This is a genomic window from Cupriavidus lacunae, assembly GCF_003353055.1.
In the GTDB taxonomy this organism is placed as follows: domain Bacteria; phylum Pseudomonadota; class Gammaproteobacteria; order Burkholderiales; family Burkholderiaceae; genus Cupriavidus; species Cupriavidus lacunae.
Map to the genome: position 1 here is coordinate 264,589 of NZ_QKWJ01000004.1, position 23,096 is coordinate 287,684.

Annotated in this window: 18 protein-coding genes and 1 pseudogene; 10 read left to right on the top strand and 9 right to left on the bottom strand. The window is 65.9% G+C overall.

The genetic code is table 11. The features are described 5' to 3' along the window. Positions 1-145 precede the first annotated feature (145 nt). Entirely contained in the window at positions 146-1,081 is a 936-nt protein-coding gene (locus DN412_RS06155) for a LysR family transcriptional regulator (protein WP_115013690.1), read from the top strand. A gap of 44 nt (positions 1,082-1,125) precedes the next feature. Here the strand turns inward: DN412_RS06155 and DN412_RS06160 are convergent, their stop codons facing one another. Then, positions 1,126-1,749: an FMN-binding negative transcriptional regulator gene (locus DN412_RS06160; protein ID WP_115013691.1), complete on the bottom strand. Its 624-nt coding sequence runs from the start codon at positions 1,747-1,749 to the stop codon at positions 1,126-1,128. An 83-nt stretch (positions 1,750-1,832) separates the two neighbouring features. Between DN412_RS06160 and pdxR the strand changes: the two genes are divergently transcribed. Further along, the gene (gene pdxR, locus DN412_RS06165) at positions 1,833-3,359 is read left to right on the top strand and encodes a MocR-like pyridoxine biosynthesis transcription factor PdxR (RefSeq protein ID WP_115013692.1); all 1,527 of its coding nucleotides are present in this window, start codon (positions 1,833-1,835) and stop codon (positions 3,357-3,359) included. A gap of 128 nt (positions 3,360-3,487) precedes the next feature. On the opposite strand, the gene DN412_RS06170 is transcribed toward pdxR, so the two are convergent. From DN412_RS06170 to DN412_RS06180, 4 genes are all read right to left on the bottom strand, one after another. Then, on the bottom strand, positions 3,488-4,606 hold the full coding sequence (locus DN412_RS06170) for a sensor histidine kinase (protein ID WP_115013727.1): 1,119 nt from the start codon (positions 4,604-4,606) through the stop codon (positions 3,488-3,490). A gap of 279 nt (positions 4,607-4,885) precedes the next feature. After that, positions 4,886-5,785: an acetoacetate decarboxylase (ADC) gene (locus DN412_RS06175; RefSeq protein WP_244222569.1), complete on the bottom strand. Its 900-nt coding sequence runs from the start codon at positions 5,783-5,785 to the stop codon at positions 4,886-4,888. 159 nt (positions 5,786-5,944) lie between these two features. Then, the gene (locus DN412_RS43375; RefSeq protein ID WP_161563988.1) at positions 5,945-6,115 is read right to left on the bottom strand and encodes a hypothetical protein; all 171 of its coding nucleotides are present in this window, start codon (positions 6,113-6,115) and stop codon (positions 5,945-5,947) included. Between the two features lie 38 nt (positions 6,116-6,153). Continuing rightward, positions 6,154-7,389 (bottom strand): NADH:flavin oxidoreductase/NADH oxidase family protein, encoded by a 1,236-nt coding sequence (locus tag DN412_RS06180; RefSeq protein WP_115013694.1) that lies wholly within the window; start codon positions 7,387-7,389, stop codon positions 6,154-6,156. Between the two features lie 705 nt (positions 7,390-8,094). On the opposite strand from DN412_RS06180, the gene DN412_RS06190 reads away from it, so the two are divergent. The 5 genes from DN412_RS06190 to DN412_RS06210 all read left to right on the top strand — a co-directional run bounded on the left by DN412_RS06190 (position 8,095) and on the right by DN412_RS06210 (position 13,616). Then, complete coding sequence (locus DN412_RS06190) at positions 8,095-9,339, top strand: saccharopine dehydrogenase family protein (RefSeq protein WP_115013695.1); 1,245 nt, start codon at positions 8,095-8,097, stop codon at positions 9,337-9,339. A 173-nt stretch (positions 9,340-9,512) separates the two neighbouring features. After that, entirely contained in the window at positions 9,513-9,995 is a 483-nt protein-coding gene (locus DN412_RS06195) for a MerR family transcriptional regulator (protein WP_115013696.1), read from the top strand. A 93-nt stretch (positions 9,996-10,088) separates the two neighbouring features. Further along, positions 10,089-10,556, top strand: coding sequence for a (2Fe-2S)-binding protein (locus DN412_RS06200; protein WP_115013697.1), 468 nt, complete (start codon positions 10,089-10,091; stop codon positions 10,554-10,556). Further along, the gene (locus tag DN412_RS06205) at positions 10,553-12,850 is read left to right on the top strand and encodes a xanthine dehydrogenase family protein molybdopterin-binding subunit (protein ID WP_115013698.1); all 2,298 of its coding nucleotides are present in this window, start codon (positions 10,553-10,555) and stop codon (positions 12,848-12,850) included. Before DN412_RS06200 ends, DN412_RS06205 begins: the two co-directional genes overlap by 4 nt. Positions 12,851-13,028: 178 nt before the next feature. Continuing rightward, a complete protein-coding gene (locus DN412_RS06210; RefSeq protein WP_425267401.1) occupies positions 13,029-13,616 on the top strand; it encodes an SRPBCC family protein in 588 nt (195 codons plus the stop codon). A 198-nt stretch (positions 13,617-13,814) separates the two neighbouring features. Here DN412_RS06210 and DN412_RS45815 read toward each other — a convergent pair. From DN412_RS45815 to DN412_RS06225, 4 genes and pseudogenes are all read right to left on the bottom strand, one after another. Then, positions 13,815-13,980 (bottom strand): annotated as a pseudogene (locus DN412_RS45815) (IS110 family RNA-guided transposase); the annotation flags it as partial. Between the two features lie 33 nt (positions 13,981-14,013). Further along, entirely contained in the window at positions 14,014-14,922 is a 909-nt protein-coding gene (locus DN412_RS06215) for a DMT family transporter (protein WP_115013700.1), read from the bottom strand. A gap of 89 nt (positions 14,923-15,011) precedes the next feature. Beyond that, the gene (locus DN412_RS06220; protein ID WP_115013701.1) at positions 15,012-16,331 is read right to left on the bottom strand and encodes a type II toxin-antitoxin system HipA family toxin; all 1,320 of its coding nucleotides are present in this window, start codon (positions 16,329-16,331) and stop codon (positions 15,012-15,014) included. Beyond that, the gene (locus DN412_RS06225) at positions 16,328-16,615 is read right to left on the bottom strand and encodes a helix-turn-helix domain-containing protein (protein WP_208647568.1); all 288 of its coding nucleotides are present in this window, start codon (positions 16,613-16,615) and stop codon (positions 16,328-16,330) included. Before DN412_RS06225 ends, DN412_RS06220 begins: the two co-directional genes overlap by 4 nt. A 315-nt stretch (positions 16,616-16,930) precedes the next feature. Between DN412_RS06225 and imuA the strand changes: the two genes are divergently transcribed. From imuA to DN412_RS06240, 3 genes are read left to right on the top strand one after another with little or no spacing between them, the layout of a single operon-like run. Beyond that, complete coding sequence (gene imuA / locus DN412_RS06230) at positions 16,931-17,821, top strand: translesion DNA synthesis-associated protein ImuA (RefSeq protein ID WP_208647569.1); 891 nt, start codon at positions 16,931-16,933, stop codon at positions 17,819-17,821. Next, positions 17,754-19,325: a Y-family DNA polymerase gene (locus DN412_RS06235; RefSeq protein WP_115013703.1), complete on the top strand. Its 1,572-nt coding sequence runs from the start codon at positions 17,754-17,756 to the stop codon at positions 19,323-19,325. Before imuA ends, DN412_RS06235 begins: the two co-directional genes overlap by 68 nt. Next, positions 19,322-22,747 carry an error-prone DNA polymerase gene (locus DN412_RS06240; protein ID WP_115013704.1) on the top strand — a complete coding sequence of 1,142 codons (3,426 nt, stop codon included), beginning with the start codon at positions 19,322-19,324 and terminating at the stop codon, positions 22,745-22,747. The genes DN412_RS06235 and DN412_RS06240 overlap by 4 nt, the downstream gene beginning before the upstream one ends. The last annotated feature ends 349 nt before the right edge of the window (positions 22,748-23,096 follow it).

The following is a 23,096-nucleotide window of genomic DNA, read 5'->3' on the forward strand; positions in this document are numbered from 1 at the left end:
CGCCCGGATCAAAGGCTGGCGCTGGGAAACACGAGATCGGCAATGCCGTTTGACAAGGCGCGAGCGGCTAACTAGCCTTTCCTGACTTGCAATCCTGCTGGCGCCGGCCACCAGCGTCCCGAAGTCTTGCCGTGAAGGCACCCAGATGATCAATCCTGCGCATTTCGATCTCCAGTCGCTCCGCGTCTTCCTGCTGGTAGCCCAAAGCGGCGGGCTGACGCAGGCGGCGAACAAGTCCCATATGACGCTGTCGGCGCTGAGCAAGCGGATCGCCGATCTTGAGCGCACGGTGGATTGCGCGCTGTTCCTGCGCGTGCGGCGCGGGCTTGAGCTGACCCCCGCGGGCCATGAGCTGGTCCAGCATGCGCGCATGGTGCTCGACAAGGTCAACCAGATGGCGGGCGAGATGAGCGACTTCGCCATCGGCATGCGCGGACACGTGAAGATCTGGGCCAATACCTCGGCGGTGATCCAGTTTCTTCCCGGCGACCTGGCCAGCTTCCTGGCTTCCCAGCCCATGATCCGGATCAGCCTGGAAGAGCGCCTGAGCCAGGACGTGGTCGTCGCGCTGTTGTCCGGGGAAACCGATATCGGCGTCTTTGCCGACAACGTGCCGGCCTATGACGTCAGGAAGTCTGTGTATCGGCATGACCGCCTTGTCGTCCTGGTGCCTGCCGGGCATCCGCTGGCGGGACGGTCGGAAGTCTGTTTCGACGAAACGCTTGAATACGATTTCGTCGGTCTCAACCAGGGCAGTTCGCTGCTGCAGCGGCTGACCGACGCTGCCTCCGCACTGGACAAGGTCGTGCGGCTGCGAATCCAGGTCAGCAGCTTTGATGCGATCTGCCGGATGATCGAGGCGGGCCTGGGGATCGGTGTCTTGCCAGACGGCGCGGTTCGCCCGGAATTGCTTGGGGCAGGGCTGCATGCGGTCTACCTGTCCGACGCCTGGGCGTCCCGCACGCTCTGGGTGGGTGTGAGGGATGAAGCTGCGCTGCTGCCGGAGGCGGCGAAGCTGCTTGAGCATTTGCGCTCAGCGGGAACTGCTGGCGGGGGCGGCGGACCGGTGGGCGCGAATTGATCTTGCGCGTGTTGTGATGCACGGCCCCTGGAAGGGCCGCTGATTCAACCGGCCTTGCGCATGGACTGCGCAAGTTCGTCATACCCCCGTGCCTCCAGGGCGTCGGCGGCACCGATGCGATCCCGCGACTCCTTGTTCTGGCTGAGCTTGACCTTGCCCACCAGCGACGTGACGGCGATCTCGATGCCGACGATATTGCGCAGCATGCTGTCGATGAACTCCGGCGCCGAGTCCCCCATCTTCCAGGGCCTGGGCTCAGCCGCCTCGTGCCGCCGGGTCAGGCGCGCAACGAGTCGGCGAACGAAGCGCTCGTCGTCATGTACGGTGATCGTGCCGTGCGCGTGTACCACCTCGTAGTTCCAGGTCGGCACCTGGCGGTGCGCCTCATGCTTGCTCGGGTACCAGTTGGGCGAGATATAGGCCTCGGCGCCGCGAAAGACGACCATGACCGGCGTGCCCGTGGGGCAACGCTGCCAGAGCGGGTTGGCGCGGGCCACGTGGGCTGTGAGCACGCCGTGCGTCCCTTCACCAGCGTCGAACTCGAACGGGATGTGGTCGGCATCCAGTCCGGCGCTGCCTTGCGTGACCAGCATCCCCAGCGGGTGCTCGCGGATGATGCGGCTCAGTTCCTCGGGCCGGCTTTCAGCAAAGTGGGCAGGAATGTACATCGTGGGGAATTGGAAGCGATGGAATGTTCGATACTCTCGCGCACAACTGGCACAATCGGAAGGTCCAGTTTTAAGGATTCTTTATGGACCAGTCACGCCAGCCAGCCGGTAACCGTCCCGGAGCCACGGGGGCGGGACGCCGCATCTATGACCTGCTGCGCGCCCAGATCGCCGACGGCACGCTGCCGCCGGGCGCCCGGGCGCCGTCCACGCGAGCGCTGGCGTCCGAGTTGGGGGTATCGCGTACCACCGTCACCGCCGCCTACGAACAACTCGCGGCCGAGGGCTTCCTCGTCACGGCCCTGGGGCGGGTGGCCCGAATCGCCAGCCCATTGGTGCCGCCGGCCCCGGCCGGGGTAGCCGCAGGCCGGCGCGCCAGGTCTGCGCCATCCCTGTCCGAATTCGGACGCCGCGTGGTGGGGCTCGACATGCCTGCTCCGCCGCAGGCTGAACCGGTTCGCTTCGACTTCCTGTATGGGGCGGTAGCTTCCCGGGACTTTCCAACCCTAGCCTGGCGGCGTGCCTGCCAGGCCGAACTGCTGCATCAGCAAAACAGCCTGTCCTACGCCCCGCCCGAAGGCGAGGCATCGCTGCGACGCGCCCTCCAGGGGTATTTGCGACGTGCCCGCGGGCTTGCCTGCGAGGCCGGGCAGATCCTGGTGGTGCATGGCTCGCAGCAGGCCATCGACCTGTGCGCGCGGCTGCTGCTGGATGCCGGCGATGCCTTCGCCTTCGAAGACCCTGGCTACCTGATGGCAAGGCGCTGCTTCGAAGCCACCGGCGCCAGATGCCTGGCCACGCCGGTGGACGGGCATGGCCTGGATACCGCCAGCCTTCCCGAGGACGATCGTGTCCGCCTGGTGTACGTGACGCCGTCGCACCAGTTCCCGCTGGGAGGCGTGCTGCCGATCGGCCGGCGCCTGGACCTTTTGCAATGGGCCCGGCGCCACGACGCCTGGATCATCGAGGACGACTACGACGGCGAGTTCCGTTACGGCCAGCGTCCGATCGACACACTGCGCTCGATCGATACCGACGACCGCGTGATCTATGTCGGCACCTTCTCCAAGGCGCTGTCCCCGCAACTGCGCCTCGGCTACCTGGTGCTCCCGCCTGAACTGGTACCGGTGTTCCGGCAGACGAAGCGGCTGGCCGACCGCCATGCGCCCGTGCTGGAGCAGCGCGCACTGGCGTCGCTGATTGAAAGCGGTGCCTACGAGCGCCATGTGCGCCGCATGCGCCGGGAAAACGAGCGGCGCCGGGCGGCCTTGCTGGACGGCGTTGAGCGCTACCTGCCGGGGGATGCCGAAGTCAGCGGTACGGCGGCGGGGCTGCACGTGGTGCTGTGGTTGCCGTCGCTGCGACCTGGGGATGAGCCAGCGCTGGTGGCTGCTGCGCGCAGGAAGGATGTGGGGGTGTACCCGGTATCGCCGTTGTTTGCGGGGGCTCGGTCGCATGGCCGGGGTCGGGCGGCTGGGTTGGTTCTGGGGTATGCGAGTTTGACGGTGGAGCAGATTGGGCAGGGGATGCGGATTTTGGGGGGAGTGATTGCGGCGATGAGGCGGGGCGAGCCGGCGGGGGAGGCGCTTACTGGGAGGGGAGTGCAGTGATTCCATGACGATCTCCTTTCTTGCGAAGGGAGACTAAGTCTGCACTTCTCTGGGTGGTCGCTGCCCGACCCGAAGCAGCCAACGGCGTCCAGCGGAAGCGGACAGCCGTACCGCACACTGGCAGCGCGCTATTTGCCACGGGGCAAGTTTACAGAGAACACCGTTTCTGTCGCGTCGGATCGCGCGCCGATCTCGCCCCCGTGGGCCTTGGCAATCTCGCGAGCGATATACAATCCGAGCCCCAGGCTGTTGCCGGCATTTGTGTCTTGGTGTTCCGGGCCACGCTGCAGTGGATCAAAGATGCGGTCGAGGGTCGAGCGCTCAATGGCGGTGCCAGCGTTCCTCACTTCCAGCAGGACTTCCTCGCCCTCGCCGGTCACTGTCACGCGTACGGGCGCGTCTTGCGCTCCGTACTTGATTGCATTCAGGACAAGATTGCCAAGCAACTGCTGTAGACGTTGGCCATCCCAGACCCCCATGCAGTCACCGACCACGTCCAGCTCAACGTGACGGTCCGGATACACTACTCGCAACAGGTCCAACTCATCGGCAAACAACTGGGCCAGGTCGATTTTGGTCGGCGCGATATTGATACCCAAACCCAGTCTGGTTCGATTGAAATCAACCATATCGTCCAGCAGGGCCTGCATGCGAGCGCCGCTTCTGATCAAGCGTGACGCGGCCCCCGACACTTTTTCACCGGCGTTCAGCGCCGCCAGATACGACGCCGTGATCTGGATGGCCTGGAGTGGACTGCGCATGTCGTGCCCCAACATTCCGAGGAACAGATTACGGGCCAGGTCTACCTGCATGCTGAAAAAGCCGATCGATTCGGCGACTGCCTGATCGATGGCCTCGTTGAAGCGGACCATGTCATCCACGTGATGAGCATCGGGCTCGCACTCGTCCATCCACAGTCGAAGTACGCTGGCGCGCAAGGCACGGTATTCGGCAACCATCTGGTTGATGTCAAAGCCGCTTCGCGCGCGCAGGAGGGCGTGCGTTTGCGCGGCTGTCTCAGGGGCTCCGGCCAGTTTGGGCGCGTGCCCCACAGACTTTTCGAATTGGTCCTCCCTGCTTTCGGGAGTAGACAGATCCTTTGCCACGGCCTCCAGAATCTGCTGCGCATGGTCCCGCAAGGCCAGCGATTTCATGTCTGTCGATGCCGGCAGCAGGGTGCGCGCAAATGCCTCCCATTGCAACAGAATGGCATCCATGTGGTCGAGGATAAAGTCGGCTAATCGCATGTTTTCCCCCGCGTCGGAAAGAATCTCGCATAACGCATTCTTGCGGAACCCACGCCTGTAAGCAATCTTGCTACACGTACTCTTCGGGTCCATCAATTGCCGATTGTAAGACAATCGAAGAACCTAATGCCTACCCGGAACGCCATACGCCTGCTCATCGCGGACGACGACCCGAACATGTTGGCAGCGTACGTGTTGTTCTTGGACGCTCGGATAAAAGGCGGTGGCCCCCAGACATGCCTGTGGGGCCGCCGGCGTCGACTCGACGGCAAGAAAGGATCACAGCGGCCTGGGGGAGTACAGCGCGCTTTGGAATTCGGGCACGTACTCGTACTTAAGCATCTTGCCTAGCTTCAGGGACTTAATGAACGTCGATAAACTTCCTTCGGTCAGACTGAGGTTCACCGCCTCCGCACTTGTGCTGGAGGCATGACTGAGCTGACGGGAAGTTGCATAACCAGTGGTTAATCGCCCTTGCTGATCGACATTTGTAAAGCTATTGGTCACCATGGAGACCTTGTTTGAAAGGTCGTCCAGCTTCCTGGCTTCGATGGTGACATCGACCTTGCCCGTCTCGCTGTCAGAGATCTCGACGATAACCGACTTGTCGGTTTCGCGGTAGTTAATGCCCGTCAGCCATTTGGGCAGATTGTAGCCAACGACACCCCGTACCCTGGCGAGCTCGGTATTTACCGGAAGCTTCAGTACGTAGCCCCAGAAGTCGTTCGACATCGCCTGACTCATCAAGGTCAGCGGTCCAAGACTGGAGCTACCAGGCCGATTCGTGATGACGGAGAGACCAATCTCGTTGTAGCTGTCGTTGTCGCAATAGTGATATGCGTAGGCGGTGAGTGCGACAAGGCCTCTGCCCGGCCAGACCTGAAGCGGTTGAACCTTCTCCAGCACTTGGGCAGGCATCAATTCCCGCAGCTTGTCCAAGTCGGCGGTGAAGATGGCCGTCACCCTGCTGTTCTTGTAGTAGAAGTTTGGCGAATAGGATTCAAAGCCAATATCTACCCGCTCTTTCTTGAGTTCCCTGAACCAACTCAAGTCAATGTCTGGAGCTTCGGCCTCAATGACGGAAAGCGGAGGATTCGAGCGATAGCGGTCATACAGCCCGCCTTTGACCACGGGGAGCTGATGGCCAGCGAGGTTGATTGTTGTGCTTTCGGATTGCATAGATTTCGATGTGCCATCGGCCCATGAGGGATTCAAGACGGTGCTCAGGATTACACCTGCTGTAGCTGCAAGATTTCTGATTTTCATATTGACGATGGGTGACTAAGTTGAGATAGGCCCGCACGGCGTGTTGGGATGAGTACGGGCCGAAGGCAAGACCTACTTGGCTTCAGTCTCGGTCTGCGGGTGCTGCTGCAGCAGCGACAGCACCTGCCTTGCCACAGCCTCGCTCGACTGAGGGTTCTGCCCCGTGACAAGACGTCCATCGGTGACAACATAGGAGGTGAAGGGCAGGAACGCCTTCTCGTACTTCGCCCCAGCATCCACCATGGCGTCCTGCAGATAGAACGGACTTGTTGTCTGGCCTGTCAGGCATGGACGCGCTGAGCCATCCAGCGCCGGTATTGGCGGACGCGGCATGCGTTGGACAGCTGCTGCAGGATCAGCGCGCGCAGCGGTGACACCTTGGGATCCGTGGCCTTGCCTCGGCTGAGCTTGCGCAGTTGAAACTTGACTGCCGCCATGTTGGCCAATGAGGTCAGCGGCTTGTTCTTCCAACTGATCGGCAGCAACGCAGGCGCACTGTCTTTGCCGGCACGCCAGTCGCGCGGCAGATTGGGGTCGATGGCCAGGGCGGTACCGATGCCAACCATGTCCACGCCGCTCTTGACCACTTGCTCGGCCACCGGCCGACGGCGGATGCCGCCTGTGACCATCACTGGCATCTTCGCCACCGCGCGGATGTCGCGGGCGAACTCGACAAAGTAGGCCTCACGGGCGAGCGTGCTGCCGTCGCGGGCTTCACCCTGCATGGCCGGGGCCTCATAGCTCCCTCCCGACAACTCGACCAGGTCAACCGCCAGTTCGTTGAGCATCTTCACCACCTGGCGGGCGTCATCCGCGCTGAAGCCGCCACGCTGGAAGTCGGCAGAGTTCAGCTTGACGGCAACTGCGAATCCGGGAGAAACCACGGCGCGTACGGCCTTGACGATCTCAAAGAGCAGGCGAGCGCGGTTCTCCAGCGGGCCACCCCACGCATCTGTTCTCTGGTTGCTCAACGGCGAGAGGAACTGGCTCAGCAGATAGCCGTGCGCCGCGTGAATTTCGACGCCCGTGAATCCTGCCTGTTCCCCCAACTGCGCCGTACGGGCAAAGCGCTGGATCACGTCCTCGATAACCTCCTGCGTCATCGCCTGCGGCGTGTTGAAGTGCCTGGACATGTTGCCCAGGTTCATTGACACAGCGGAGGGAGCCCAAGTGGGCTGCCCCAGATTGGCAGGCATCTGGCGGCCGGGATGGTTGATTTGCAGCCAGAACTGCGCCCCCTTGGATCGGCCGACCCGTGCCCAGCGCTTGAACCGGTCCAGGTGCCTGGCGTCTTCCAGCACGACGCCGCCGGGCCCCGTCATGGCACGGCTGTCCACCATCACATTGCCGGTCATCAGCAGGCCGGCACCCCCCTCTGCCCAGGCCTTGTACAGGCGCATCAGCGCCTCGGAGGGCGCGTGGTCAGCGTCCGCCATGTTCTCTTCCATGGCGGCTTTGGCGATGCGGTTCGGAACGCTTGAACCGTTACGAAGAATCAACTTGTCGAACACGTTCATGGGGTCACCTCGTTTGATCGTGGCTCGACTTTAAGGTTGAAGTCAACTTTAATGTCAAGACCCTTTATGAGGTGAGCGGCGCCGTGCATGGCAGCGAGACGTGGACGCCGAACGGCGGCTATTGCAGCCCGAGGCCCTCTTCGCGGTGACGGTACCTGTTAGATGAAAAAGGCTCGCCACAAATCGTGGCGAGCAGGACTAGGAGCATCGAGAACAGGCCTGCGGATATGCCGTGCTCTGACAGGACGAAGTGGGTGCTGGACCGCCTCCGCGAAGAAGGGGCCGTCGTGCCAGTTCGGGGTAAGACCCGTCGCCCCATAGCGAGCTGATCCCGGAACGTGCCGGGAAGCGCCGGGAACTGCTGGCGCAAGTGTCTCTCAATGTGTCGGAACGTCTACTTCGGTTCCGATCCCTTCAATATCCGGGTTGCCAGCGACGCCAGTGGAGACCCACGAGGTGGCCGGAATGAGACCAACCTGAGCTATCCGCATCTGGATGCTTGACCTTGAAGTTGCGTTTAACCTTAAAGTGCTGGCTGTCGGCCGTTAATCGGCATGCCTCGGGCACTGCGTACCGGCTCAATCATCGAGAAAGCTCAATGAACATGGGTAGGCGGTTTACACAGATCGAATTCCAACCGCTGGAAGGTGAGCCGGAAGGCTTGAATTCCAGCCCCTCGGCAATCAGCGCCGCAAGGAAACGCCCATGACCGCGCCAGACTATGACGTCGTCGTATTTGGCGCCACCAGCTTTGTTGGTCAGATCCTGACGCGGTACCTGGCCGAATACCTCTCGGGTCAGGCTGAAACCTTGCGCTGGGCCATTGCGGGCCGATCCAAAGCGAAGCTTGAGGACGTCAGGCGCTCGCTGGGCGCGGCGGGGCAATCCCTGCCCATCATCGTGGCGGACGCTGCTAACGAGGCCCAGTTGCGAGTCCTGTGCGCGCAGACCCGGGTGGTGGTGTCCACCGTCGGCCCCTATGCGCTGTATGGCGAACCGCTGATCAAGGTGTGTGCGGAAAGTGGCACGGACTACTGCGACCTCACCGGCGAGACCCAGTGGATCAAGCGGATGATCGAGAAATATGAGGCCACGGCCCAGCAATCGGGCGCGCGCATTGTGCATTGCTGCGGCTTCGATTCGGTGCCCTCCGACATGGGCGTCTATTTCTTGCAGCGACAGGCGATGCAGCATTTTGGTGCCCCGGCCGCCCATGTCAAGATGCGCGTCAAGACACTCAAGGGTGGCGCTTCAGGCGGCACGGTGGCCAGCATGATCAACGTGGTCAAGGAGGCCGCTGCCGATCCTTCCTTGCGCAAGGAACTGGTCAACCCCTATGCACTTTGCCCCAGAGGCCACGGTTTTACGGCACACCAGCACTACGTTAAAGCCGCCGAATTCGATTTGGACTTCGATGCCTGGATAGCCCCCTTCGTCATGGCGGCGATCAATGAGCGCGTGGTTCACCGTTCCAACGCCTTGTCAGGTAAGGCCTATGGCAACCCGTTCACGTATGACGAAGCGATGCTGACAGGGGTAGGTTTCAAAGGCCGCTTGACTGCACTGACGCTCGTGGCGGGTCTCGGTGCGTTCATGGTGGGAGCCGTCATCAGCCCCATACGCGGCGTGATGGAGCGCTTCTTGTTGCCCCAGCCCGGTGAAGGGCCCAGCCCTGCGGCACAGTTGGCCGGTCGCTACGATCTGCGCTTCCTGGGTCGAACCGAAGGGGGGCAGACCTTACGTGTGAAAATCACCGGTGATCGCGATCCGGGTTATGGCTCCACCAGCAAGATACTTGGCCAGGCGGCGGCCAGTCTGGCACTGGACCACGTTAAGAACGGTATCAAGATCGGGCGCGGTGGCGGCTTCTGGACACCGGCGACGATATTCGACGAGCGCTTTATCGAGCGCCTGACGCGCCATGCTGGTCTGCGCTTCGAGGTGATATGACGAAGCACCTGACAGATGCCCGCTCATTCCGCCTGCTAGCCAGGATGGCACTGGCCAAGCGCTGAAATCGGAGAAGCCAAGACCGAAATGACAAATCAATCCAAGACCGTCCTGATTACCGGAGCCAGAGATTCTTGAGGGCGACTTCAAGCTGTTTGAGGAGTGTGGCGAGGATGAAGATCGGGGAACTGGCGGAGCGCACTGGCCTTGCCCCGTCGCGCATCCGCTTTTACGAAGGCATCGGCCTGTTGAAGGTCGAGCGTCAGCCGAACGGCTACCGGACCTATCCACCTCAGGCGGTGCTGGTGCTCGACCTGATCGCGACTGCGCAGCAGGCCGGCTTTAGTCTCGACGAGATTCGTAAGCTGCTGCCGCCCGACCTGGCGCAGTGGAAGCATGGCTCGTTGATTGAAACGCTCCGCAGCAAGGTGCAGGACATCGAGGCGCTGGAGGTGCGGCTTGCGCAGAGCAAGGCGCACCTCGTCGCACTTTTGGCGGAGATCGAGGCGAAACCTGCGGAAATTGACTGCGCCACCAATGCGAAGAGGGTGTTGTCGCGGATACGGTCAGGGGAATTGGAAAGCCCAGCCCTGGAGACCGGCGATGTCACTACACTGCGCAAGGCAAGCCGGCGCCGGTCGGTCAAGACTGGCTGATGGACCGTCGATGGCCTGTGCAACACTGCCGCGTTGGCACCCGGCTTGGCTCGACAAGATTGCAGGAATTCCGATGAGGGCGAGGAGAAATACATGAATCTGGACGTGAACCGCCAACCGGTCAGTGTTGATTGCGACCCGGCCACACCCTTGCTGTGGGTGCTGCGGGACCACCTGAACCTGACAGGCACGAAGTTCGGCTGCGGCGTCGCGGCTTGCGGCGCGTGTACCGTGCATCTGGATGGCGCGGCGGTGCGGTCCTGCGTCCTGCCCGTGGCGGCGGTGGCCGGCAAGCGCATCACCACGATCGAAGGGCTGGCCAACGCGCCGGGCAAGCGCCACGCGCTGCAGCAGGCCTGGATTGACGAACAGGTGCCGCAATGCGGCTACTGCCAGTCGGGCATGCTGATGGCGGCGGCGGACCTGCTGGCCCGGCAGCCAGACCCGAGCGATGCCGACATCGACGCGGCCATCACCAACCTGTGCCGCTGCGGCACCTATCCGCGCGTGCGCACCGCCATCAAGCGAGCCGCGAAGGCGCTGCGGGAGGGCCGCGCATGAGCGCCAACGCAACGACCCCGCGCCGCGGAAGGCGCCGATTCCTGCTGGGGGCGCTCGGCCTTGGCGGCGCGCTGGTGGTGGGCTGGGGCGTGATGCCCCCGCGCAGCCGGCTTGGCGGTCCCGCGGTATTCCCTGAAAAGTCCAGCCAGATTGCCCTGAACGGCTGGATCAAGATCACGCCGGAAGGCAACGTCATCCTCGCCATGCCGCGGGTGGAGATGGGGCAGGGCATCCACACCGCGCTGTCGATGCTGGCCGCCGAGGAGCTCGATATTCCGCTGGCAAGGGTGAGCATCGAGTCGTCGCCCATCGAGCGAATCTATGGCAATGTCGTCACCATGGGCGACAGCTCGCTGCCGCTGCATCCGGACGATGCCGACCAGACCTGGGCGCGCGCACTGCACTGGATCATGGCCAAGAGCGCGCGAGAGATCGGCCTCATCATCACCGGCGCCAGCAGCAGCGTGGCCGACGGCTGGCAGCCAGTGCGCGAGGCCGCCGCGACCGCGCGCGCCGCCTTGGTGGAAGCTGCTGCGCGCGAATGGGGCGTGCAGGCGGCGCAGGTGACGGTGCGGGAAGGCCAGCTCATTGGCCCGGGCGGCAAGCAGATGCCGTTCTCCGCGGTCGCTCTGAAGGCGCGCGACATTGCGCCGCCATCGAGCGTCACGCTCAAACCGGCTGCGCAATACCAGCTGATTGGCAAGCCTGCACCGCGCAATGACATCGCCGCCAAGACGGATGGCAGCGCACGCTTTGCCATCGATGCGCGGCCGCCCGGCATGTTGTACGCGGCGGTCGTTATGTGTCCGGTGTTTGGCGGCAAGCTCAAGACCTTCGAGTCGAAGGCGGCGCTTGCCATGCCCGGCGTGCGGTATGTCGTGCCGTTCGAGGGATCGACGGGTGGCGCACCGGGCGTGGCCGTGGTGGCCGACCACTACTGGCAGGCACGGCAGGCCCTGGAAAAGCTCGAACCGGTCTGGGGCAACGGGCCGCATGCCTCGCTCGATTCCGCCGGCATCCGGCAGCAGCTCGTCGGCGCGCTCGACAGCGACAAGGGCGGTTTCACGTACCGTTCGTTGGGCGATGGCCTGAAGGCCTTTGACAAGACGGGTGGCGCAACCATCGTCGAGGCCGAATACAGTGTGCCGTACCTGGCGCATGCCGCCATGGAGCCGATCAACTGCACGGCGCAGGTGACCAGGGATGGCGTGCGGCTCTGGGCGCCCACCCAGGTGGCCACGCTGGCGCAACTGGTCGCCGCGCGCGCGGCAGGTGTGAGCCGGGACCAGGTGCAGATCGACATCCCGCTCATTGGCGGCGGATTCGGACGGCGGCTGGAGTCGGATTTCATCGGCCAGGCCGTGTCGATCGCCACCAGGACCGAGGGCCGCCCGGTACAGGTGATCTGGGCGCGCGAAGACGACATCCGCCACGACTTCTATCGCCCGCAGGCCATCGCTCGGCTGAAGGCCCGCGTCGAGAATGGCAAGGTGACGGCCATCGCCTCGCGCAGCGCCGGGCAGTCGATCCTGGCCGGCGAGCTGGAGCGCCTGTTCGGCGCGCCGTCACTCGGTATCGACCGCTATACAGCCGAGGGCCTGTTCGACCTGCCGTATGAGATCGAGCACGAGCACATTGCGCACCTGGTGGTCGATTTGCCGGTGCCGATCGGATTCTGGCGCAGCGTCGGCCACTCCTACACCGGGTTCTTCCTGGAAGGCTTCCTGAATGACGTGGCGGCCGCCGCCAGGCTCGACCCGCTGGCGATGCGGCGCGACTTGCTCAAGGCGCACCCGCGTGAGCTGAAGGTGCTCGACACTGTAGCGCAGGCGGCAGGCTGGAACCAGCCGCTGGCACCGGCCGCGGACGGCGCCCCGCGTGCGCGCGGGCTCGCGCTGCACAATGCGTTCGGCTCGGTGGTGGCGCAGGTGGCGGAGGTGTCGCTCAAGGACGGAAAGCCGCGTGTGCATCGCGTTTTCTGCGCCGTGGACTGCGGCACGGTAGTCAATCCGGACATCGTTGCGCAGCAGATGGAAAGCGGGGTCATCTTCGGGCTGACTGCGGCGCTGTACGGCCAGGTCCAGATCAAGGACGGGCAGGTCGTGCAGGCCAACTTCCCCGACTATCCGCTGCTGAAGATGGCGCAGGCACCGGTGATCGAAACCCACCTCGTGCCCAGCACGGCCGAGCCCAGCGGCGTTGGTGAAATTGCAGTGCCCCCGGTCGCACCGGCCGTGGCACATGCCGTCGCCCAGCTCACCGGCAAACCGGTGCGGCAACTGCCGATTGAGTAAGGCAAAAGCAATGTGGATATTTCGCGGCATCGGCAACGGATAGCGCCCGCGTGACGTCCCACTCCGGCCGTCCGGCGACGCAAGGGTGGATGGCCGAGAATGGCCGGAAGCCCGCGGTGCATGGCCCTTGGCTGAGGTACGACCGCCAGGGATACGAGGCCTCGTGCACATGGTGACCATGTCTATAGTGAAGGCAGGAACCGTTTCCTGCGAGCCTCATGCCATGCCTTTTCGAAAGACGGCTTTCCGTGCACTCGTGGCAATCTGCGCGATTGCCGTGCTGCTTTTTGCGCCACTACCCTGGCAGCCGATGACAAAGATTCACAGCGAGGTCACCATTCAACGACCGCCTGAGGAAGTGTTTGCGTTTGTGTCGACACCGGCCAACTGGCCGGCATGGCATCCATCGTCGCTGGCAGTGCGAGGTGCCACTGATCATTCGCTGCAAGTCGGAGAACAGGTGACCGAAGCCTTCAGGGTAGCGGGCCGCGAAGGGACGGTCGTCTGGACGGTGACGGCGCGCCGAGCTCCGGCGTTCTGGAGCATCGACGGCGACATCGATGGCAGGAAGGCGGGGACTGTCACGTACACATTGACGCCGATCGACGCCGGCACGCGGTTCGAGCGTGATTTCACCTACAAGGCGCCCACGTTGCTGTTCTCCCTGCTCAACTGGGCGGCGCTGCGCAAACAGATCGAAGCCGAGTCGACAGAAGCGGTGCGGCGCCTCAAGGTCCGGCTCGATGGTGGCGCCCAGGTGGGCTAGTTTGCGCTGCGCGCAACCTTTGCACGCACGCTGGCGTGGATGTCGTCACGTGCGGCTCCGGAGGAGGACCCAGGGAGCACGTGGATTTTGTGGCTGACAGATGCCTCGTTTGCCGGCTGACCTCATGGCGCCCTCAGCAGAGCGCCCTGCGTCACGCACTCATGCCGGACGGGCGCGAGGACAGGGCGACACGCGTGTCAGCACCGCCGCTGTATCGCCGGCGGTCACCGTCCACCGGCTTGGCGCACGCACGCCGTCACCCCAGCGACAGCTTCCAGCTCTTTTCACCTAATTCAAAGGCTACATACAGCCAGCCGGCGATCGTTGTATCGCGCCCTTGCCGGGCCATGTCAGGCGCATTCATTTGCCCTAAAGGCCGGCAAAAGACAAGGCCCCCTCAACGCCGCTGCGCCAGCCAGATCCCCGTCGCGATCGCCGCCAGCCCGACAGCGTGATACCACCGCGGCCAGTCGCCCAGCAGCACCGTGGACAGCAGCGCCGCGAACACCGGCGTCAGGGTGATGAAGAACACCGGCAATTGCGCGCCCGCGCGGGCGATGGCGCGGTCCCAGGCAAAGTAGGCGAGCAACGACGGGATGGTTGCCACATAGAGCAGGATGGCCGCGACCTTGCCGCTCCATTGCAGCGGCTGGTCCAGCGTCATCAGCTCCCATGCCGTCACGGGCGCGCTCGCCAGCACGCCGGTGACGATCTGCGCGAACAGCAGCACGGGCAGGGGCAGCGCGGGGCGCTGCTTGCGTAGCAGCCACGTATAGGCGCTCCAGGAGATGGTGGCCGCGAGCATGAACAGGTCGCCGGGCACCAGGTCAAGCTGGGCGAGCCGGCTGAGTTCGCCGCGCACCAGGACGAAGGTCACGCCTACCATGCACAGCAGCGCGCCGGCGACGTGCCATGGCTTCACCCGTTCGCCGAAGCAGAGGGCGCCGATCACGATCAGAAACAGCGGCGTGGACGCGCCGATCAGCGTTACGTTGATCGGCGTCGAGGTGGTCAGCGCCAGGTACTGCAGGGCGTTATAGCTGGCAATCGACAGGATGCCCATGGCGGTGATCACGCCGGCGTGCCGGCGCAGCGCCGCGCGGTGCGCGATCACGCCGCGCCAGGCGAAGGGGGCCAGCAGCATGCCGGCCAGCACCCAGCGCACCCAGTTCAGGGTGACAGGCGGCACCGTGCCGGCGGCGAGGCGGCCCACGATGGCATTGCCGGCCCAGCTCAGCGGGGGGAAGGTAAGCAGGAACAGGGTCGTCCAGTCGATGCGTCCAGTGCTGTTGCTGCTTGCGGGCATGGGGTTGGCGTGCGCTTGAGGATCGCGCATTATCCGCCATGGCGGCGCTGGACCATGAACTTGCGATGCCCCCTGTCGGGGCAGGCCAGTTACCTGCCCGGCCTGCCGGCCCTTGCAAGCGGCAGCGTCGCAAGCCGCTCGGTCACCACGTCGCGAATCGCCCGCGGCGCATCCAGGTCATCCAGCATGCGCGGCCAGTTAGCATGCGCCAGCGCTACCGCTTCCTTGACGGCGGCGGTGGCGATGCGCCGCGGCACGCCGGCCTTTTCCGCGATCGACTCATACGTTGCCAGGGTTTCTTCGCGCTGCAGCTTGTCGATGGCGACGTTCTGGCCGTACGTTGCGAAGCCGGGCAGGGCGGCCACGCAGACGATGTCGTACGCCGGCGATAGTTCCGGCAAGACCCCGTTGTGGTAGATCACGGAGAAGTTCTTCAGGTGCGCGTCGCTGTTGCCGATCAGCGTGTTGACCGCCTGGCGCAGGAAGAACTGCCGTACGTGCTCGACCCCGCTCGGGCTCAGGCGGTACAGGGTGGCAACGAGTTGAACGTAGCCTTCGATGCTGGCGTATTTCCTGGCCGGCATCCGGCCCAGCATCTGGCACCCGTCTTCGGCATGCACACGCCCGGCCGGGGTGCGATCGAAGCGGTCGACCGCCAGGTAGTGCAGGTTCTCTCCCAGGGATTCGGCGAGCCCCTCCACCTCGATGGTCGAAACCGGCAGGACCCGCGTCGCCGCAACATGCACGCCGGCGGCGGCCGCGAGTTGCATGGAGATCGATTCGTTGAACACCTGCGCATCGTCGTTCCTGGCAGGCAGCTTGGCGATGATGTCGGACAGCCTGCCTCTGGTCGGCAGGGTGTAGCGCTTGCCGTCCTGCACCGTCGACAGGGCCAGCTTGTTCTGCACGCCGGATACCGAGGCAGCCCCTTGCGTGGCGCCCTCGACCACGGCGATCTCCAGGTTGTCGGCGCCGCCGGTCACGCCATAGGCCCGGGCATACGCGGGCAGGGCGCTGACGTCCGCCGGCCTGACGACGACAGCCCCGGGCAGGTCATTGCCTGCCGACGCCAGGATGCCGAAGTCGTCCTTGTCTTCGGGATTGCTGCGCGTGACCTCCAGCCGCTTGCGCAGTTCGCCTTCGGGCAGCAGGCCGGCAAAGTACGGTGGCAACTCATGGCCAGTGCTGTAGATCGCGGGATGGAAGGGGTTGTCCAGCACCTCGGCGGTGGCCTTGCGGCCCGCTTCGGTCGGGACGGTGATCGACAGGCTCAGCGTGGGGCGGTCCGTGTCGCCCCGGAAGGCCTCGGCGGGCACGAACCGGACATTGCCGCCGGCCTCGCACAGGTAGCCGCACAGCCGGTCATATAGCCGGACCTCGAGGAAGCGGGGATGGAGTTCGTAGCTCATTCCTTTTCCAGGAAGATGTCGAGTGCGCCGCGGGCGCTGCGGTCGGGCCCGCTGCCTTTGCCTTCCAGGACTTGCCTGACTTCCTGTACACGCTCGTTAGGTACCAGGACCCATTGCGCGTCCAGGGCGGCCGCCAGGGCTTCAAGGGTCGAGGCGCGGCTGTCCTTTTTTCCGAGCAGGATCGCCGACAGGTTCTGGGTGGCCATGCCCAATACCCGTCCGATGTCGGTCAGGGTCTTGCCTCTGGCTTCACGCAACTGGCGGCATTGGGAAACTAATGACATAGCATTATTTTACTGGTGTCTACATGCTTTAGTATGATGCATCGCCACAGCGATGGCGAGGATTCATCATCTCATAGTAGCTTTTTATATAAAAAGTAATGATATGGAATGATTTGCTCCTGCAAACGCTGCCCTGGGACAAAGCGGATGGGAGTCTCGGAAGCGGCCTGGCCGGCCGCCGATCTCGATTCTCCGGTATCCCCCAGTCCACCCCTCGCCGCAACCCCTTGCGCTGGCACCCGATGCTGTATAAATATACAGTTATCGTAAACATCCTAGATCCTCGCCGCCCCCGGCGAGCGATGCCAACTTCACATGACTGCGCAATCGCACGCAGCCCCGCCCTTGGCGGCGGAGGGTCTTCTTTTCCCTGCGCCGGCGCCTGCCTCGCCAGCCCCGGCCTCGCGCCAGCAGGCGCTGTCGGCGCTCGAGCAGCGCTATCCCGGGCTGTGGCGGGCCGGCCAGCTGGGCCGTGCCGGCAGCGCGGCGATATGCCCGACCGGGTATGAGTCGCTGTCGGCGGAGCTGCCCGGCGGCGGCTGGCCGGCGGGCGGGCTGACGGAATTGCTGACGGCGCAGGGCGGTGCGGGCGAGTTGCGCCTGCTGCTGCCGGCGCTGCGCGCGCTGGCCGGGGCGGGGCGCCGCATTGCGCTGGTGGCGCCGCCTTACCTGCCCAATGCGATGGGGCTGGCCGCGGCCGGGCTGCCGGCGCGCCAGCTTTACTGGATGCGGCCCGCGGCCGGTGCCGGCAAGGCCGCGCAGCAGGCCGACATGCTGTGGGCGGCCGAGCAGGTGCTGCGCAGCCAGGCCTTCGGCGGCGTGCTGGTGTGGCTGCCCGCGGCCCGCCCTGAGGCGCTGCGGCGGCTGCAGGTGCTGGCGCAGGCCGGCGACGCGGTGGTATGGGCGCTGCGTCCGGCCACGGCGCTGCGCGAGTCATCGCCGGCGGTGCTGCGGCTGCTGCTGGCGCCGCTGCCCGGCAATGTGCTGTCGATCGCCTTCCACAAGCGGCGCGGACCGGTGCGGGACACGCCGCTGCTGCTGCGCCTGGACGGGATGGCGGCGGCCACGCGCGCGGCCGCCTGGCCTGTCCCGGCAGGCACACCTGCTTTTTCTGAATCGTCTTCTCAGTCTTCTTCCGATGCCGTACTGGATCGCGGTGCACCTGCCGCGCCTGCCCCTGGACGCCCTGCAGCCCACCTGGCCTGAACTGGCGCCCGCCGTGAGCCCGCCTGCCGCCACCGCCACGCTGCACCATGCGCTGCCGGTGGCGGTGATGGCGCGCGAGCAGGTGGCGCTGGCCAACGGCCCGGCGATGCAGCTCGGCGTGCGCTACGGCATGCGCCGCGGCGGCGTGCAGGCGCTGTCGGCCGATATCGTGCAACTGGAGCGCGACCTGGCCGCGGAAGCTTCGTTGATGGAGGCGGTGGCGCTGGCGCTGCTGCATTTCACGCCGGGCGTGACCGTCGACGAGGAACCGGAGTCGGCCACGGTGATGCTGGACGTCACCGCCAGCCTGCGCCTGTTTGGCGGCCACCGCGCGCTGTGCCGCGCGGTGCGTGCCTGCGTGCGCCAGCTCGGCACCTTTGCCCAGGTGGGTTCCGGCCCGACCGCGCACGGTGCCGCGTGGCTGGCGCGCCAGCCGCTGCGGCGCACGCGGCGCGGCGTGGTGCGGCCGGGGCGCCGCGCGGTGGGCATGGCGCGCCTGCACCGGCTGCTGGACCGCCTGCCGGTGGAGGCGCTGCATACGCTGGCCGATCCGGCCTGGCTGGACGGCATCGGCTGCCGCACGCTGGGCGAGGTGCGGCGCCTGCCGCGCGCGGGCCTGACGCGCCGGCTGGGCCCGGCGCTGCTGGCCCGGCTGGACCAGGCCTATGGCGAGGCGCCGGCGCGCTTTGTCTGGTTTGTGGCGCCGCCCGCGTTTGCGCAGCGCATGGACCTGCCGGGCCGCATCGAATCTGCCGAAGGCGTGCTGGCCGGCGCGCAGCGCCTGCTGCTGGCGCTGGCGGGCTGGCTGGCGGTGCAGCAGGCCGGCGTCACGCGCTGCGTGCTGGTGCTGGAGCATGAGCGCTACCGGCGCGGCGTGGACACCGACGGCACCGCGGTGCCGGTGGGCCTGGCCCAGCCCAGCCGCGACCCCGCGCACCTGTCGCGGCTGCTGCGCGAGAAGCTCGACAAGCTCAGCTTCCACGCCCCGGTGACCGGCCTGGCGCTGCGCGTGGAGGCGATGGCCGCGTGCGTGCCGCAAAGCGATGCGCTGTTTCCCGAGCCCGGCGGCACGCCGGAGGACCTGGGACGCCTGCTCGATACGCTGATGGCGCGGCTGGGCCGCGACAACGTGCTGCAGCCGCGGCCGCTGGCCGACCACCGGCCCGAGCGCGCCAACCGCTGGTGCCCCGTCGACGAGCCCGGCGGCAACAAGGCCGCCAGCCTGCCGGGCCCGCAGCCGGAGCGCCCGCTGTGGCTGCTGCCGCAACCGCTGCCGCTGCCGGTGCAGCGCCACCGGCCCTGCCACGGCGGCCCGCTGGCGCTGCTGAGCCGGCCCGAGCGCATCGAGGCCGGCTGGTGGGACGGCGCGCTGGCCACGCGCGACTACTTTATCGCCGAGCGCGCCGACGGCCTGCGCTGCTGGATCTTCCGCGAACGTCCGGGCCATGGCGCGCAGGACGATGGCGGCGAGTACCGCTGGTTCCTGCATGGGTTGTTCGCATGACCGCGCTGACCTTGCCTGCCTCGTTGCCGGGTTTGCTGCCGGCGTTGCCGGATTACGTGGAGCTGCACTGCATCTCCAACTTCACCTTCCTGACCGGCGCCTCGCACCCGGGCGAGCTGATCGAGCGCGCCTTCCGCCTGGGCTACAGCGGGCTGGCGCTGACCGATGAATGCTCGGTGGCCGGCACCGCGCGCGCGCACGATGCCATCGAGACGCTGCGCAAGCGCCTGCACGACGCGGTGGCGCGCAGCGCGGCACGCGGGGAAGAGGGCGTGGATGAGCCGCTGCTGGACAACGACGAAGAGCCTGACGCCGGCGATGACGATCCCCACGCGCATGCCAGCCGCCACCAGCGGCTGCAGGCGCTGGCCCGGGCCGCCGATGCCTTCTCGCTGCTGATCGGCAGTCGCTTCAGCCTGACGCCTGCCGATGGTTCGGAGCACCCGCCGCTGCGGCTGGTGCTGATCGCCCAGCACCGCGAGGGCTTCGGCAACCTGAGCGAGCTGATCACGCTGGGCCGCCGGCGCGCGCAGAAGGGCACTTACCGGCTGCATCGCGAAGACTTGTCCGCGCCCGCCGCTGACGAAGCGCACCTGCGCGGCATACCCGGCTGCGTGGCGCTGCTGCTGCCCGGCTATTGCGCCGATCCTGAACTGTTGCGGGAGCAGGCCGAGTGGTGCCGCGAAGTCTTCGGCGAACGCGCCTGGATCGCGCTGGAACAGCTGCAGGGACATGCCGATGCGCTGCACCGCGCGCGCCTGGAAGCGGTATCGGCACAGACCGGCGTGCCCCTGGCGGCGGCCGGCGCGGTCACCATGCACGTGCGCTCGCGCAAGCCGCTGTCCGATGTGCTGGCCGCGATCCGGCTGGGCCAGCCGCTGGCCGAATGCGGCATGGCGCTGGCGCCCAATGCCGAGCAGCACCTGCGCATGCGCCAGGTGCTGTCGCGCCTGTACCCGCGCGAGGCGCTGGCGCAGACGCTGAAGATTGCCGAGTCGTGCGATTTCTCGCTGGGGATGCTGCGCTATGAGTATCCCGAGGAACTGGTGCCAGCCGGCGAGACGCCGATCTCTTACCTGCGCAAGGAAGTTGAGCGTGGCAAGCGCGAGCGCTTTCCCAACGGCTACCTGAAGCAGGAGTGGGAGAAACAGCTGGAAGAAGAACTGCAGCTGATCGAAGAAAAGCAGTACGAGCCTTTCTTCCTGACCGTGCACGACATCGTGCGCTTTGCGCGCAGGGAGGGCATCCTGTGCCAGGGGCGCGGCTCGGCCGCCAATTCGCTGGTGTGCTTCTGCCTGTATGTGACCGAGGTCAGCCCCGAGCAGGCCAACCTGCTGTTCGGCCGCTTCCTCTCGCGCGAGCGCGATGAGCCGCCCGATATCGACGTGGACTTCGAGCACCAGCGGCGCGAAGAGGTCATCCAGTACATCTATGAGAAGTACGGCCGCCACCGCGCCGCGCTGGCGGCGTCGCTGATCACCTACCGCTCGCGCAGCGCCTTGCGCGACGTGGGCCGCGCGCTGGGCATCGATGCCAGCGTGGTGGAGCAGGTGGTCAAGGGCCAGGCCTGGTGGGACGGCGGCCACGGCTTTGTCGAGAAGATCGCCCGCTACGGGCTCGATCCTGATTCGCCGGCGGTGCAGCAGTGGGCCAGCCTGACCGCGCAGCTGCGCGGCTTTCCGCGCCACCTGTCGCAGCACGTGGGCGGTTTCGTGATCGCGCGGCACAAGCTGTCGCGGCTGGTGCCGATCGAGAACGCGGCCATGGCCGACCGTAGCGTGATCCAGTGGGACAAGGACGACCTGGAGTCGCTGGGCCTGCTCAAGGTCGATGTGCTGGCGCTGGGCATGCTGTCGGCGATCCGGCGCGCGTTGCAGATGATCCCCAACCCGGATGCGCAACGCGCGGGGCTGCCGGCTCGCATGGAAGACATCCCCAAGGAAGACCCAGACACCTACGACATGATCTGCAAGGCCGAGACCATCGGCGTGTTCCAGATCGAATCGCGCGCGCAGCAATCGATGCTGCCGCGGCTGCAGCCGCGCAAGTACTACGACCTGGTGGTGGAGGTGGCCATCGTGCGGCCCGGGCCGATCCAGGGCGGCATGGTGCATCCCTACCTGAAGCGGCGCGAGGCCTTCCGCCGCACGCAGAAGCCGCCGGTCTACTTCAACAAGGTGATCGAGAAAGTGCTGGGCCGCACGCTGGGCGTGCCGATCTTCCAGGAGCAGGTGATGCAGCTGGCCATCGACGCGGCCGGTTTTTCACCGGGGCAGGCCGACCAGTTGCGCCGTTCGATGGCGGCCTGGCGGCGGCGCGGCGACCTGCGCCAGCACCAGGACGCGCTGGTGCGCGCGCTGACCGGCAACGGCTATCCGGAATCCTTCGCGCTGGCGATCTGCAAGCAGATCGAGGGGTTTGGCGAGTATGGCTTCCCGGAAAGCCACGCGGCCAGCTTTGCCAAGCTGGTCTATATCAGCGCCTGGCTCAAGTGCCACCATCCGGCCGCGTTCCTGTGCGCGCTGCTGAATAGCCAGCCGATGGGGTTCTATTCGCCATCGCAACTGGTGCAGGATGCCAGCCGCAATGGCGTGCAGGTATTGCCGGTGGATGTCACCGTCAGCCGCTGGGACAGCACGCTGGAGCCAGCGGAGCCGGTCGATGTTGCCGACGCGCAGGCCCGCACGGAACCGCGCCGGCCGCCACATCCGCGCGTGCGCCTGGGCCTGGGCCGGGTCAAGGGCATGCGTGAAGCCGCCGCGCTGCGCATCGAGGCCGCGCGCGCCCAGCGTCCGTTCGACAGCGTCGAGGACCTGGCGCTGCGCGCCGGCCTGGACCGGCACGACATCGACGTGCTGGCCGCCGCCGATGCGCTGGTGGCACTGGCCGGCAACCGCCGCCAGGCCCGCTGGCAGGCGCGCGCCGCCGCCTCACATGCCGCGCACCGCGACCTGTTGTACGAAGCGCCACCCGCCGAAGCCGCACTGGCGCTGCCCGCGCCCCGGCTCGGCGAAGACGTGGCGGCGGACTATGCCAGCCTGGGCCTGTCGCTCAAGTCGCATCCGCTGGCGTTGCTGCGCCACAAGCTGGCGGCGATGCGCTTTGCCACCGCCAGCCAGCTCGCGCGCTGCGCCAACGGCCGCCGCGTGCGCGCCTGCGGCATCGTCACCGTGCGCCAGCGCCCGGCCACGGCCAGCGGCACCATCTTTGCGACCATCGAGGACGAGACCGGCTCCATCAACCTGATCCTGTGGCCCGACCTGATCGAGCGCCAGCGCAAAGAGGTGCTGGGCGCCACGCTGCTGGGCGTGGTCGGCACCTGGCAGCGCCAGGGCGACGTGCGGCATCTGGTGGCCAAGGAACTGGTGGATCTAAGCCCGCTGCTGGGGCGGTTGATGGTGGGGAGCCGGGATTTTCATTGAGTGCACGGCTGCCAATGGGGAAGATGCAAACGGCGCGAGTTGGTTCGTTCCGTTTGCTTTTCGGCGCTGCTTACCCGTTCGGCGGGCAAGCAGGCTCTCCTCGTCAAACCAGTGCCTGCAGGCGGTTGGCGCTCTCGTTCGGTCAGTAGCGCAAGAGAAGGGACATGACCGTAGTGCGGACAAAGCGGTCATCCGGTTCGTCGGCATCGCAGATAGGGAGCGAAAAGCATACGGTCAGTGCAATGGCAGCGCACCGGGTACGTACCCGTGACAAGCGCCCCGCGTGTCCCAATCGAGGGTCGGCCGGGATTCGTCAAGAATCCGCCACATCTTCTTGCAACCAACCGGC